Origin of the sequence: Sinorhizobium sp. P24N7 (genome assembly GCF_042436655.1) — a bacterium.
Taxonomy (GTDB): Bacteria; Pseudomonadota; Alphaproteobacteria; order Rhizobiales; family Rhizobiaceae; genus Sinorhizobium; species Sinorhizobium meliloti_A.
The window spans coordinates 37,447-50,554 of record NZ_JBHMIW010000023.1 but is presented as its reverse complement, the minus strand read 5'-3'; the positions used below and the strand labels follow the sequence as shown (position 1 = coordinate 50,554).

11 protein-coding genes are annotated in these 13,108 nt (G+C 63.3%); 9 read left to right on the top strand and 2 right to left on the bottom strand.

Annotation, left to right across the window (positions count from 1 at the left end; genetic code table 11):
* Window positions 1–17: 17 nt before the first annotated feature.
* Window positions 18–1,331, bottom strand: a complete 1,314-nt coding sequence (preA, locus tag ACFHWW_RS30275; RefSeq protein WP_026168674.1) for an NAD-dependent dihydropyrimidine dehydrogenase subunit PreA — start codon at window positions 1,329–1,331, stop codon at window positions 18–20.
* A 31-nt stretch (window positions 1,332–1,362) separates the two neighbouring features.
* Window positions 1,363–2,724: an NAD(P)-dependent oxidoreductase gene (locus ACFHWW_RS30270; RefSeq protein ID WP_379942934.1), complete on the bottom strand. Its 1,362-nt coding sequence runs from the start codon at window positions 2,722–2,724 to the stop codon at window positions 1,363–1,365.
* 200 nt (window positions 2,725–2,924) lie between these two features.
* Between ACFHWW_RS30270 and ACFHWW_RS30265 the strand changes: the two genes are divergently transcribed.
* The 9 genes from ACFHWW_RS30265 (at window position 2,925) to ACFHWW_RS30225 (ending at window position 12,931) form a co-directional block, all read left to right on the top strand.
* Window positions 2,925–3,878 carry a sugar-binding transcriptional regulator gene (locus tag ACFHWW_RS30265; RefSeq protein ID WP_018095731.1) on the top strand — a complete coding sequence of 318 codons (954 nt, stop codon included), beginning with the start codon at window positions 2,925–2,927 and terminating at the stop codon, window positions 3,876–3,878.
* A gap of 193 nt (window positions 3,879–4,071) precedes the next feature.
* A complete protein-coding gene (locus ACFHWW_RS30260; protein WP_275597506.1) occupies window positions 4,072–5,382 on the top strand; it encodes a sugar ABC transporter substrate-binding protein in 1,311 nt (436 codons plus the stop codon).
* A 189-nt stretch (window positions 5,383–5,571) separates the two neighbouring features.
* Window positions 5,572–6,444, top strand: coding sequence for a carbohydrate ABC transporter permease (locus tag ACFHWW_RS30255; protein WP_018095729.1), 873 nt, complete (start codon window positions 5,572–5,574; stop codon window positions 6,442–6,444).
* Between the two features lie 4 nt (window positions 6,445–6,448).
* Complete coding sequence (locus ACFHWW_RS30250) at window positions 6,449–7,279, top strand: carbohydrate ABC transporter permease (RefSeq protein WP_018095728.1); 831 nt, start codon at window positions 6,449–6,451, stop codon at window positions 7,277–7,279.
* Between the two features lie 30 nt (window positions 7,280–7,309).
* Window positions 7,310–8,311 carry an ABC transporter ATP-binding protein gene (locus ACFHWW_RS30245; RefSeq protein ID WP_275597507.1) on the top strand — a complete coding sequence of 334 codons (1,002 nt, stop codon included), beginning with the start codon at window positions 7,310–7,312 and terminating at the stop codon, window positions 8,309–8,311.
* A complete protein-coding gene (locus ACFHWW_RS30240; protein ID WP_379942931.1) occupies window positions 8,308–9,081 on the top strand; it encodes an L-iditol 2-dehydrogenase in 774 nt (257 codons plus the stop codon). Before ACFHWW_RS30245 ends, ACFHWW_RS30240 begins: the two co-directional genes overlap by 4 nt.
* 26 nt (window positions 9,082–9,107) lie before the next feature.
* Window positions 9,108–10,592 (top strand): mannitol dehydrogenase family protein, encoded by a 1,485-nt coding sequence (locus ACFHWW_RS30235; protein WP_100671884.1) that lies wholly within the window; start codon window positions 9,108–9,110, stop codon window positions 10,590–10,592.
* Entirely contained in the window at window positions 10,589–11,263 is a 675-nt protein-coding gene (locus ACFHWW_RS30230) for an HAD family phosphatase (RefSeq protein WP_198516699.1), read from the top strand. Before ACFHWW_RS30235 ends, ACFHWW_RS30230 begins: the two co-directional genes overlap by 4 nt.
* Before the next feature lie 84 nt (window positions 11,264–11,347).
* Window positions 11,348–12,931: an FGGY-family carbohydrate kinase gene (locus ACFHWW_RS30225; RefSeq protein WP_100671883.1), complete on the top strand. Its 1,584-nt coding sequence runs from the start codon at window positions 11,348–11,350 to the stop codon at window positions 12,929–12,931.
* Window positions 12,932–13,108 lie beyond the last annotated feature (177 nt).

Below are 13,108 nucleotides of genomic sequence, written 5' to 3'. Positions count from 1 at the left end.
GTCTCACTCGTATGTCTTCACTCGGCGGCCTGGCGGGCCATCGGGTTGTTCGGATGGGTCGTCCAGTTGGCGTAGTTCGGGTCGACCGGTTTCCCGGTGCGCCGGTCGAGCGTGCCGGCCGCGAGCGGCTCCATGGTGATGCAGTTCTCCACCGGGCAGACATTGACGCAGAGGTTGCAGCCGACGCATTCCTCCTCGATCACCTCGAAATGACGCACGCCATTGACGAATTGGGTGATCGCCTGATGCGAAGTGTCCTCGCAGGCGATATGACAGCGGCCGCATTTGATGCAGGCGTCCTGATCGATCTTCGCCTTGGCGATATAGTTGAGGTTGAGATATTGCCAGTCGGTGACGTTCGGGACGGCACGGCCGCTGATGTCGTCGAGCGAGCGATGGCCCTTGGCGTCCATCCAGTCGGAGAGGCCCGTAATCATCTCCTGGACGATCTTGAAGCCATAGGTCATCGCCGCCGTGCAGACCTGCACGTTGCCGGCCCCGAGCACCATGAATTCCGCCGCATCCCGCCAGGTGGTCACGCCACCGATGCCGGAAATCGGCAGGCCGTGGGTCTCCGGATCACGGGCGATCTCGGCCACCATGTTGAGCGCGATCGGCTTCACCGCCGGGCCGCAATAACCGCCATGGCTGCCGCGGCCGTCGATCGAGGGCTCCGGCGAGAAAGTGTCGAGGTTGACCCCGGTAATCGAGTTGATCGTGTTGATCAGCGATACCGCGTCGGTGCCGCCGGCCTTGGCAGCGCGGGCGGGCTTGCGGATGTCCGTGATGTTCGGCGTCAGCTTGGTGATGACCGGCATGCGCGTATATTGCTTGCACCAGCGCACCACCATCTCGATATATTCCGGCACCTGGCCGACCGCCGAGCCCATGCCGCGCTCGGACATGCCGTGCGGACAGCCGAAATTGAGCTCGATGCCGTCGGCGCCTGTCTCCTCGACCAGCGGCAGGATCGCCTTCCAGGCGTTCTCCTCGCAAGGCACCATGATCGAGGCGATCAGGGCGCGGTCCGGCCAGTTCATCTTCACCTGCTTCATTTCGCGCAGGTTCACATAGAGATCGCGGTCGGTAATGAGTTCGATATTGTTGAAACCCAGCAGCCGCCGGTCGGCGCCCCAGATCGCGCCGTAGCGCGGGCCGTTGACATTGACAACGGGCGGTCCTTCCTCACCCAGGGTCTTCCAGACGACGCCGCCCCAGCCTGCCTTGAAGGCGCGCTCGACGTTGTAGGCCTTGTCCGTCGGCGGCGCCGAGGCGAGCCAGAACGGGTTCGGGGATTTGATGCCGACAAAATTGTTGCGAAGATCAGCCATTGTTCTCGTCCTCTCGATCCTGTTCTGCTTTTCAAGCAACGGCGCTCGCCAGCGGCTGAGCCGCGGCGAAAGCCCGGTCGATCGATCCGGCGGCATCGCGTCCCATCGCGACGGCGGAAACGGTGAGGTCCTCGCCCCCGAGCACGCAGTCACCGCCGGCCCAGACCTTGTCGAGCGAGGTGCGCCCTTCCGCATCGACGACGATGCGTCCGCTTTCCATGCGTAGCGCACCGAGGCCGGAGGCCTCGAAGGTCTGGCCGATGGCCTTGAAGATCTGGTCGGCGGCAATGATTCCGGTCTCGCCGGTCGTCGTCAGCCTACCGTTCTCTAGCGTGGTGTAGTCGAGTTCGATGCCGGCGACCTTGCCGTCCTTGACGGCGATGCGCTTCGGCTGCAGCCAGTGGCGGATGGTGACGCCCTTGGAAGCCGCGAGATCCTGTTCGAATTCCGAGGCGTTCATGTGCTCCTTGCCGCGGCGGTAGCAGATCGTCACTTCCTCGGCGCCGAGCAGCTTCGCCTGGACGGCCGCGTCGATCGCAGTCATGCCGCCGCCGAGAACCACGACGCGCCGGCCGACCGGAATGTCGGCCTTTGTCTTCGACTGGCGAAGTGCGGCAATGAAGTCGACGGCATCCTCGACGCCTTCGGCATTCTCGCCTTCGATCCGCAGTGCATTGACACCGGCAAGACCGAGGCCGAGAAAGACGGCATCGAATTCTTCCGCCAGATCGGCAAGGGAGAAGTCGCGGCCGAGCGCCTTGCCGTGGCTGACCTCGATGCCGCCGACCGAAAGCACGTATTCGACCTCTTTCTGGGCGAAGTCGTCGACCGCCTTATAGGCGGCGATGCCGTATTCGTTGAGGCCGCCGGATTTTTCGCGCGCGTCGTAGATCACCACGTCGTGGCCTTTTATGGCCAGCCGATGCGCGCAGGCGAGCCCCGCCGGCCCGGCGCCGACGACGGCGACCCTGCGGCCGGAACGAGCGGCGCGCGTATAGAATTGCTTGTTCTCCCGCATTGCGATGTCGGTCGCGTAGCGCTGCAGGCGGCCGATTTCGACCGGCCGCTCCTCGGCCGTGTTGCGTACGCAGGCCTCTTCGCAGAGCGTTTCGGTGGGACAGACGCGGGCGCACATGCCACCAAGTATGTTCTGGTCGAAGATCGTTTTCGCCGAGCCGATCGGATTGCCCGTCGCGATCTGGCGAATGAAGAGCGGGATGTCGATGGAGGTGGGACAGGCAGTCATGCAGGGCGCGTCATGACAGAAATAACAGCGGTCCGCGGCGACCAGCGCCTCGTGCCTGTCGAGTGGCGCATGAAGGTCGGAGAAATTGGCTTCGTACTCGGCAAGCGGCAGCCGCCCGCCGAGAATCCCAGATTGCGTCGTTCCCATTTTTGGCTCCCAATGTTTTCTCAGGATGACGGAACGGTAACACGCTTTATTTTTTTATCAAACGGTAAAATTTGCTTCCAAACCGCTGCAAAAGCCTGGAAAAGCGGACCTTGCCGGTGCCAAGGCGCGCCGCATATCGCCCCCCGTTTGACAGCGCATGGAAAATAGTGGCAGCAAATCAAGGGGAAGGGAGGCAATCGATGGCACGCAAGGCGGAAAGCAGCAACAGGCTGGACGATGCAGCCCGCGCAGGCTGGCTCTATTATGTCGCCGGCCGGACGCAGGACGAGATTGCGTCGGTCATGGGAATTTCGCGGCAATCGGCGCAACGTCTCGTGTCGCTTGCCATGGCCGAGCGGCTGATCAAGGTGCGCCTAGACCATCCGATCGCCGCCTGCCTCGAAATGGCGGCGCGTCTCAAGGAGAAATACGACCTCAAGCATGTCGACGTCGTTCCGAGCGACCCCGGTTCCCAATCCACGACCGTCGGCATCGCCGAGGCCGGAGCGGCGGAAATCGAGCGCTGGCTGAAGTCGGCCGAGCCCGTGGTGCTCGCGATCGGCACGGGCCGGACGCTGAAGGCGACCATCGACCAGCTGCCGTCGATGGAATGCCCGCAGCACCGTATCGTTTCGCTCACCGGCAATATCCGGCTCGACGGGTCGGCTGCCTATTACAACGTCATCTTCAGCATGGCGGACACGATCAAGGCGCGGCATTTTCCCATGCCCTTGCCGGTTCTCGTCTCCTCGCCGGAAGAGCGCGAAGTCCTGCACAAGCAGAGCCTGGTGCAGATCGCCCTGGAACTCGGCGCCGAGGCCGACGCCGCCTTCGTGGGCGTCGGCGAACTGGGGCCCGACGCGCCGCTTTGCGAAGACGGGTTCCTGGCTCGCGATGAAATGGCACGGCTGATGGCCGCGGGCGCTGCCGGCGAGATCTGCGGTTGGATGTTCGACCATGAAGGCGTGCTCCTGCCCGACAGCATCAATGAGCGCGTCGCCTCGGTTCCGCTGCCGCCGCGCGACCGCGCGTCGGTCATCGGGATCGCCAAGGGCAGGCGCAAATACGAGGCGCTGCGCGCCGCACTCAAGGGCAGGATCATCAACGGTCTCGTCACCGATGAGGCTACGGCCGACTATCTGCTCCGCGTCTAGATCGGGCAGCCGGCCGCGGGGCCGCGGCATCGGCGTCGTTCTCGTGAAATCCCTGTAAAAAATCCAAAGCTAAAACATCTTCTTAGCTGCTCTGCCGCACCGGAACGACAAATGCGGATTGACATTTCGTCTCAATCGGTGAGTAATTGCTCACGAGCAAGGCAAATGCTCAATTTCTTCTGGGAGGAAGTCGATGAATTTGAGAACTTTCCTGCTGGGCACGTGCTCGGCAGTCGCTCTGGCGGGTCTGGCCCAAGCGGAGACGCTGACCATTGCCACCGTGAACAATGGCGACATGATCCGGATGCAGAAGCTGACGGACGATTTCACGTCGAAAAATCCCGACATCCAGCTTGAGTGGGTCACTCTCGAGGAAAACGTGCTGCGCCAGCGGGTCACGACCGACATCGCGACCAAGGGCGGTCAGTACGACATCATGACGATCGGCACGTATGAAGTGCCGATCTGGGCGAAGCAGGGCTGGCTCCTGCCGCTCGACAATCTCGGTCCCGAATACGACGTCGACGACCTTCTGCCGGCGATCCGCAGCGGCCTGACGATCGACGGTAAGCTCTATGCAGCACCGTTCTACGGCGAGAGCTCGATGGTCATGTACCGCAAGGACCTGTTCGAGAAGGCCGGGCTTAGCATGCCCGATGCGCCGACCTGGGATTTCATCGCCGATGCGGCCCGCAAGATCACCGACAAGGGCAACGAGATCTACGGTATCTGCCTGCGCGGCAAGGCCGGCTGGGGCGAGAACATGGCTTTCCTGACGGCCACGGCAAACGCCTTCGGCGCCCGCTGGTTCGACGAGAACTGGAAGCCGCAGTTCGACCAGCCGGAATGGAAGAACACACTCGACTTCTACGTCAAGCTGATGAATGACGCTGGCCCGCCCGGCGCCTCGTCCAACGGCTTCAACGAGAACCTGTCGCTGTTCCAGACCGGCAAGTGCGGCATGTGGATCGACGCGACCGTCGCCGCCTCCTTCGTGACCAATCCGAAGGAGTCGACCGTTGCCGACAAGGTCGGTTTCGCGCTCGCTCCCGACACCGGCCTCGGCAAGCGCGGCAACTGGCTCTGGGCCTGGAACCTCGCCATTCCGGCGGGATCGCAGAAGGCCGAGTCGGCGCAGAAGTTCATCGCCTGGGCCACGGGCAAGGATTATCTGAAGCTCGTTGCCGAAAAGGAAGGCTGGGCGAACGTTCCTCCCGGTACCCGCACCTCCCTCTATGAGAACCCGGAGTACCAGAAGGCGGCCCCCTTCGCGAAGATGACCCTGGACTCGATCAATGCCGCCGACCCGAAGAACCCGGCGGTGAAGCCGGTGCCATATGTCGGCGTCCAGTTCGTCGCGATCCCGGAATTCCAGGGTCTCGGCACGGCGGTCGGGCAGGTGTTCTCGGCGGCGCTGGCCGGTCAGATGAGCGTGGATCAGGCGCTTGCCAGCGCGCAGCAGCTGTCGACCCGCGAAATGACCAAAGCCGGCTACATCAAGTGAGCTCCCAAGGAGCCGGAGCGTCTGCTGGAAACAGCGAACGCCCCGGCTACCTCCAGAGCGGGACGGGGAAAGGGGCAACCCGCCTTCGATCCGCGTTCCGCTCTGACTTTTCCAATTCATGGCGCGCGTTCGGATGGCGATACGCTTGCCGTTTTTGAAGAACCGCGTCGACTTCACACGGGGGACGCCATGGCGACCTTGCACACCCGCTCCGCCGCGCGATTGATGATCGCGCCCTCGGTGCTCCTGCTTCTGGCCTGGATGATCGTGCCGCTGGCCATGACGGTCTATTTCTCGCTGCTGCGCTACAACCTGCTGATGCCGGGGATGGAGGAGTTCGCCGGGCTTACGAATTACACCTATTTCCTCACCGACCCGGCCTTCTTCCAGGCGATATTCAACACGCTCGCCATCGTTCTCGGCGTGCTCTTCATCACCGTAGTCGGCGGCATCGGGCTGGCGCTTCTTCTCGACCAGCCGATGTTCGGGCAGGGGATCGTGCGCATCCTGGTGATCGCGCCCTTCCTCATCATGCCGACGGTGGCGGCGCTGGTCTGGAAGAACATGTTCATGAATCCCGTGAACGGACTTTTCGCCTGGCTTGCCAAGCTGCTCGGATTGCAGCCGTTCGACTTTCTCGCCAACGCGCCGCTTCTCTCGATCATTCTGATCGTCGCCTGGCAGTGGCTGCCCTTCGCCACGCTCATCCTGCTGACGGCGCTGCAGTCGCTCGACGAGGAGCAGAAGGAAGCCGCACAGATGGACGGCGCAGGCGCGGTAAGCCGCTTCATCTATCTCGTCCTGCCGCATCTCTCGCGTGCGATCACGGTGGTCATCCTGATCCAGACGATCTTCCTGCTGTCGGTCTTCGCCGAGATCCTCGTCACCACCAATGGCGGTCCGGGTACGCAGAGCACGAACCTCACATTCCTCGTCTACGCCCAAGCCCTTCTGCAGTTCGATGTGGGCGGCGCCTCGGCGGGCGGGATCATCGCGGTCATCCTCGCCAATATCGTCGCATTCTTCCTGATGCGCATGATCGGCAAGACGCTGGAGGCTTGAGACCATGGCACGCAATGTCTCTACCGGGCGCAAGCTCATCACGACCGTGGTGGCCTGGACGATCGGAATCCTGATCTTCTTTCCGATCCTCTGGACCTTCCTGACGAGCTTCAAGACGGAAGCCCAGGCGATCGCCTCTCCGCCGGTCTTCCTCTTCTTCGACTGGACGACAGAAAACTATTCCGAGGTGCAGAGCCGGTCGGATTACCTGAAGCACTTCATGAATTCGGTGGTCGTTTCCTTCGGCTCGACCCTGCTCGGCCTGTTGATCGCGATCCCGTCAGCCTGGGCGATGGCGTTTTCGCCGACGAAGCGCACCAAGGACGTGCTGATGTGGATGCTTTCCACCAAGATGATGCCGCCGGTCGGCGTGCTGGTGCCGATGTATCTGATATTCCGCAACTGGGGACTGCTCGACACGCGCACAGGGCTCGTGATCGTGCTGACGCTGATCAACCTGCCGATCATCATCTGGATGCTCTACACCTATTTCAAGGAGATCCCCGGCGAGATCCTCGAAGCGGCGCGCATGGACGGCGCCTCGCTCTCCAAGGAAATCATCTATGTGCTGACGCCGATGGCGATCCCCGGCATCGCCTCGACGCTGCTGCTCAACATCATCCTTGCCTGGAACGAAGCGTTCTGGACCTTGAACCTGAGCGCCGCGAAGGCCGCGCCGCTCACCGCGTTCATCGCCTCCTATTCGAGCCCGGAGGGCCTCTTCTACGCCAAGCTGTCGGCGGCCTCGACGATGGCGATCGCCCCTATCCTCATCCTCGGCTGGTTCTCGCAAAAACAGCTCGTGCGCGGCCTCACTTTCGGCGCAGTCAAGTAAGGGCGACGCGGTTCAAACAAGGGTAAAACCATGGGAAGCATCACTCTCAAGAACGTATCGAAGGTCTTCGGCGCCCACGCCGTCATTCCCTCGATAGACCTCGATATCACCGACGGCGAATTCGTCGTCTTCGTCGGCCCCTCGGGTTGCGGCAAGTCGACGCTTCTGAGGCTGATCGCCGGACTGGAGGACGTCAGCGACGGCGAGATCGTCATCGACGGTCGCAACGCCACCGAGCTGCCGCCGGCAAAGCGCGGCCTTTCGATGGTGTTCCAGTCCTACGCTCTCTATCCGCATATGAGCGTGCGCTCCAACATCGCCTTTCCGCTGAAGATGGCAGGCGAGGACAAGGCCACGATCGACAAGAAGGTCGAGGACGCGGCCCGCGTCCTCAACCTCACCGACTATCTCGACCGCAAGCCCCGCCAGCTTTCCGGCGGCCAGCGCCAGCGCGTCGCGATCGGCCGGGCGATCGTCCGCCAGCCGGAAGCCTTTCTTTTCGACGAGCCGCTGTCGAATCTCGACGCCGCGCTGCGGGTCAACATGCGACTGGAGATCAGCCAGCTTCACCAGCAACTGAAGACGACGATGGTCTACGTGACGCACGACCAGGTGGAGGCCATGACCATGGCCGACAAGATCGTCGTGCTCAACCGCGGCCGCATCGAGCAGGTGGGCTCGCCCCTCGACCTCTACCGCAGGCCGGACAATCTATTCGTCGCCGGTTTCATCGGGTCGCCGAAGATGAACTTCGTCACCGGTGCGCCTGCCGCGGCCCATCAGGCCCACACGATCGGCATCCGCCCGGAGCATATTGCCCTTTCGAAGGAACAGGGCACGTGGCGGGGCACGGTGGGAGTGGCCGAGCATCTAGGCTCGGACACCTTCCTGCACGTGCATGCAGACGGCATCGGCACTTTGACGGCGCGCGTCGGCGGCGACTTCGCGGTGACCCATGGCGATCAGGTCTATTTGACGCCGGATCCCGAGCGCCTTCACAGGTTCGATGAAAAGGGAATGGCAATTCGATGAAACGTCTTGAAGGAAAGAGCGCGTTGATCACCGGATCGGCGCGGGGTATCGGCCGCGCTTTCGCCGAAGCCTACGTGCGCGAGGGCGCCACGGTCGCCATCGCCGACATCGATATCGAGGGGGCGAGACGGGCGGCGGCGGAGATCGGGTCCGCGGCCTATGCGGTCGAAATGGACGTGACCCGGCAGGACTCGATCGACGCTGCGATCGCCGCGACCGTCGAACATGCCGGCGGGCTCGACATCCTCGTCAACAATGCCGCGCTCTTCGACCTCGCGCCGATCGTCGAGATCACCCGCGAGAGCTATGAGAAACTGTTTGCGATCAACGTCGCCGGCACGCTCTTCACCTTGCAGGCGGCCGCCAGGCAGATGATCGCGCAGGGCAGGGGCGGCAAGATCATCAACATGGCGAGCCAGGCGGGCAGGCGTGGGGAAGCTCTGGTGGCGATCTATTGCGCCACCAAGGCTGCGGTCATCAGCCTTACCCAGTCGGCCGGTCTCGACCTCATCAAACACCGCATCAACGTCAACGCCATCGCTCCCGGCGTCGTCGACGGTGAGCACTGGGAGGGCGTCGACGCGCTTTTCGCCAAATACGAGAACCGTCCGCGCGGCGAGAAAAAACGGTTGGTCGGGGAGGCCGTTCCCTTCGGACGCATGGGCACCGCAGAGGACCTGACCGGCATGGCGATCTTCCTCGCCTCGGCGGAAAGCGACTACATCGTCTCGCAGACCTATAACGTCGATGGCGGCAACTGGATGAGCTGAGGCTCGTTCGCGAAAGGATTGAAAGGATGGCGACCAAACTCTCCCTTGCCACGCTCGACGCGGTCAAAGCCAGGGCCGGCGTCCCGAACTACGGCCGGCATGACCTTCGGGCCGGCATCGTGCATTTCGGCGTCGGCAATTTCCACCGTGCGCATCAGGCGGTCTATCTCGATGACCTTTTCAACCTGGGGCGCGATCGCGATTGGGCGATTATCGGCGCGGGTGTCCTGCCATCGGACAAGGTCATGCGCGACAAGCTCGAAGCGCAGGATTTCCTGACGACGGTGGTCGAGCAGGACAACAACCGCACGGGCGCGCATGTCACGGGCGCCATGATCGCCTATCTCGAGCCTGGCGACACGCCCGCGATCGTGGCGCAGCTCGCAAGCCCGCTCATCCGCATCGTTTCCCTGACGATCACCGAAGGCGGCTATTTCATCGATCCGGCATCCGGCGTCTTCGACCCGGCGCATCCGGCGATCGTCGAGGATGCGCGCGATCCGACGGCTCCAAAAACCGTCTTCGGCCTCATCCTGGCGGGGCTCGCCGAACGCCGCGCCAAGGGCATTCCGCCGTTCACGATCATGTCCTGCGACAATATTCCTGGAAACGGAGAGGTCACCCACGCTGCCGTCTCCGGTCTGGCGCGCCTTTCCGATCCGGGCTTTGCGGACTGGATCGATGCCAATGTCGCCTTTCCGAACGGCATGGTCGACCGCATCACGCCGGCAACCGGTGCCCGCGAGATCGGCATCGTCGCCTCGCAATACGGAATCGACGATGCCTGGCCGGTCTTTTGCGAGGAATTCAAGCAATGGGTGCTGGAGGACCGTTTCCCGCAAGGCCGCCCGGCGCTCGAAGAGGTGGGCGTGCAGTTCGTGCCGGACGTCGCGCCATACGAGCATATGAAGATCCGTATCCTCAACGGCGGCCATGCGGCGATCGCCTATCCGGCGGCACTGCTCGACATCCATTTCGTTCATGAGGCGATGGAGGAGCCGTTGATCCGCGCCTTCCTGTCAAAGCTGGAGCACGACGAGATCATCCCGGTGATACCGCCGGTTCCGGACACGGATCTGAAGGATTATTACAAGCTCATCGAGACGCGTTTCTCCAATCCGAAGATCGGCGACACGGTCGCGCGGCTGGCGCAGGACGGCTCCAACCGACAGCCGAAATTCATCCTGCCGTCGACGGCCGACCGCCTGCGCCGCGGCGAAGACGTCGTCGGGTTGTCGCTCGTTTCGGCGCTGTGGTGCCGCTATTTCGCCGGCAAGTCGGACAGCGGCAAGGAGATCGTTTTCAACGACGCCAACGCCGACCGGCTGCAGGCCGCCGCAGTTGCAGCGAAGGACGATCCAATGGCGTTCCTTGCGCTTGCCGACATCTTCGGCGATGTCGCGCAATCCGATCTCTTCCGCCGCCGTTTCGCTCACGCGTTGAAAGTGCTTTGGGAAAAGGGTACGCGTGCCACGCTCCAGCTTTATCTGGACGGAAACCTCGGGGAATGACGATGGTGGGGCACGCCTCCAGGCTGGTGATTTTCGATTGTGACGGCGTATTGGTGGACAGCGAACCGATTTCGCTCGGGGTCCTCGTCGACGCGCTCGCGGCTGCCGGCGTTTCGATGACGACCGAGGAGGCGAGCGAGCGCTTCCTCGGCCGCAGCTTGAAGACGATGTCGACGATCCTGCACGAAGAACACGGACTTGCGACCGACGAGGTTTTTCTCGAAGGCATGCGGACACGGCTCTATGCACGATTTCGCGAGGAACTGAGGCCAATCGCCGGCATACGCGAGGCGGTGGAAGGGCTGGGCACCGCCCATTGCGTGGCTTCGTCGAGCCAGCCGGAGCGCATCCGCCTCTCGCTGGCCGTGACGGGGCTCATCGATCTCTTCGAGCCGAACATCTTCAGCGCCAGCATGGTGGCGCGCGGCAAGCCGGCGCCTGACCTTTTCCTGCATGCAAGCGCTAAGATGGGCTATCACCCGTCCGATTGCATCGTCATCGAGGACAGCCCGGCCGGCATCGAGGCGGCAAAGTCCGCCGGCATGCGCGTCTTCGCCTTCGCGGGGGGCAGCCACGCACGAAACGACCGCCACCGGCGGACGCTCGCCAGCCTCGAACCCGACGTGCTGTTTGACGACATGGGCGAATTGATACAGTTTGTCCGTCAATAGGGAGAGCAGGACGGGGCGGTTTTGCTGCCGCGTCGTCCGGCTCGGCGAACATCCATCATTTTTTCGGGACGGGGGCATCCATTGATGCGCGAATATGTCGTGGCGGTCGATATTGGAACCGGCAGCGCCCGTGCCGGCGTCTTCGACCGGCAAGGTAGGCTCCTGGCGCGGGCCGATCGGACGATTGCGATGAACCGTCCGGAGGAAAACCACGCCGAACACGATTCCGAGGACATCTGGGCTGCGGTCTGCGGGGCGGTCGGATCGGCGCGCGAGAAGGCGGCTGTGCCGGCGGAAAGCATTGCGGCGATCGGCTTCGACGCCACCTGTTCGCTCGTCGTGCGCGATCGCGACGGCCTCCCGCTCTCGGTCAATCGTCAGGGGGAGGCACGCTGGGACACCATCGTCTGGCTGGACCACCGGGCGTTGGCGGAAGCGGATTTCTGTACGGCGACGAAACATCCCGTTCTCGATCATTCGGGGCGGGTGATGTCGCCCGAGATGGAAATGCCGAAGCTGATGTGGCTGAAGCGCAACCTCCCGCAGCAATGGGAACGGGCGGGGTATTTCTTCGACCTCGCGGACTACATGTCCTGGCGGGCGACCGGAAGTCCGGCCCGCTCGCGCTGTACGCTGACGGCAAAATGGAACTATCTCGCCCACGAGAAACGCGGGTGGCAGCAGGACTATCTGGACCAGATCGGTCTTGAGGACCTCCTCGAACGTGGTGGCTTGCCCGAGGAGACGCTGCCGGTGGAGCGAGCCGTCGGGCGTCTGAGCGCGAGCGCGGCGGAGGAGCTCGGGCTCGACACCGCATGCCAGGTCGCGCCGGGGCTGATCGATGCCTATGCCGGGGCGCTCGGCGTGCTCGGCGGCTTCGCGGACGCGCCGGCGAAGCTGGAGCGCCAGCTGGCACTGATCGGCGGAACCTCGAGCTGCATTGTTGCCTTTTCCAAGGACATGAAGCCGGGTTTCGGCATGTGGGGGCCTTATTTCGAAGCGGTCTTGCCCGGGCTCTGGCTCATCGAGGGCGGTCAGTCGGCGACCGGAGCGCTGCTCGATCATATCGTGCGGCTGCACGGAGGCGGACTGCCGCCGACGACCGAAACCCATGCGAGGATCATCGAGCGGGTGCAGGAAATGCGCGCGCTTCATGGCGCGGACTTTGCCCAGCGCCTTCACGTGCTTCCGGATTTCCACGGCAACCGGTCGCCGCTTGCCGATCCGCATGCGCTCGGCGTCATCAGCGGACTGCCGCTCGACTCCTCCTTCGATGCGCTGTGCCGGCTCTATTGGCGGACCTGCGTCGCGATAGCGCTCGGGATTCGCCACATCCTGGAGATGATGAAGGAAGCGGGCTACGAACTCGACACGCTGCACGTGACCGGCGGGCATGTGCGCAACCCCCTGCTAATGGAGCTTTATTGCGACGTCACCGGCTGCCGGGTCGTCGCACCGCAGGCGCCCGACGCCGTTCTCCTCGGCACGGCAATGACGGCGGCCGTCGCGGGCGAGCTCTATCCGGACCTCGCCAGCGCCGGACCGGCGATGTCGTCGGCTGGAACGGAACGGCTCCCCGACCCGGCGCTGCGCCGCATCTACGACCGGGATTATCGGCGCTTCCTCGCGCTCTATCGGCATCGCGAGGAGCTGGAGTCGATGGAGTGAATCGACATGCGAGGGGTGCAGATTTTCATCTGCAGATCTTGCCGATTATCCGCGGAACCTTTTTTCGCCTCGTGCATTATGGCGATAACCGGACGGTGACGCACATCGCCCCCAATGTGACGTCGGAGGCATACCGCCGGTTGCCAACTCACATCCCCCCTCAGTGAGTTGCCAAAG

Coding starts and splice junctions, on each gene's coding strand:
- preA (WP_026168674.1), bottom strand. CDS start 1,331: ATGGCTGATCTTCGCAACAATTTTGTCGGCATCAAATCCCCGAACCCG.
- ACFHWW_RS30270 (WP_379942934.1), bottom strand. CDS start 2,724: ATGGGAACGACGCAATCTGGGATTCTCGGCGGGCGGCTGCCGCTTGCC.
- ACFHWW_RS30265 (WP_018095731.1), top strand. CDS start 2,925: ATGGCACGCAAGGCGGAAAGCAGCAACAGGCTGGACGATGCAGCCCGC.
- ACFHWW_RS30260 (WP_275597506.1), top strand. CDS start 4,072: ATGAATTTGAGAACTTTCCTGCTGGGCACGTGCTCGGCAGTCGCTCTG.
- ACFHWW_RS30255 (WP_018095729.1), top strand. CDS start 5,572: ATGGCGACCTTGCACACCCGCTCCGCCGCGCGATTGATGATCGCGCCC.
- ACFHWW_RS30250 (WP_018095728.1), top strand. CDS start 6,449: ATGGCACGCAATGTCTCTACCGGGCGCAAGCTCATCACGACCGTGGTG.
- ACFHWW_RS30245 (WP_275597507.1), top strand. CDS start 7,310: ATGGGAAGCATCACTCTCAAGAACGTATCGAAGGTCTTCGGCGCCCAC.
- ACFHWW_RS30240 (WP_379942931.1), top strand. CDS start 8,308: ATGAAACGTCTTGAAGGAAAGAGCGCGTTGATCACCGGATCGGCGCGG.
- ACFHWW_RS30235 (WP_100671884.1), top strand. CDS start 9,108: ATGGCGACCAAACTCTCCCTTGCCACGCTCGACGCGGTCAAAGCCAGG.
- ACFHWW_RS30230 (WP_198516699.1), top strand. CDS start 10,589: ATGACGATGGTGGGGCACGCCTCCAGGCTGGTGATTTTCGATTGTGAC.
- ACFHWW_RS30225 (WP_100671883.1), top strand. CDS start 11,348: ATGCGCGAATATGTCGTGGCGGTCGATATTGGAACCGGCAGCGCCCGT.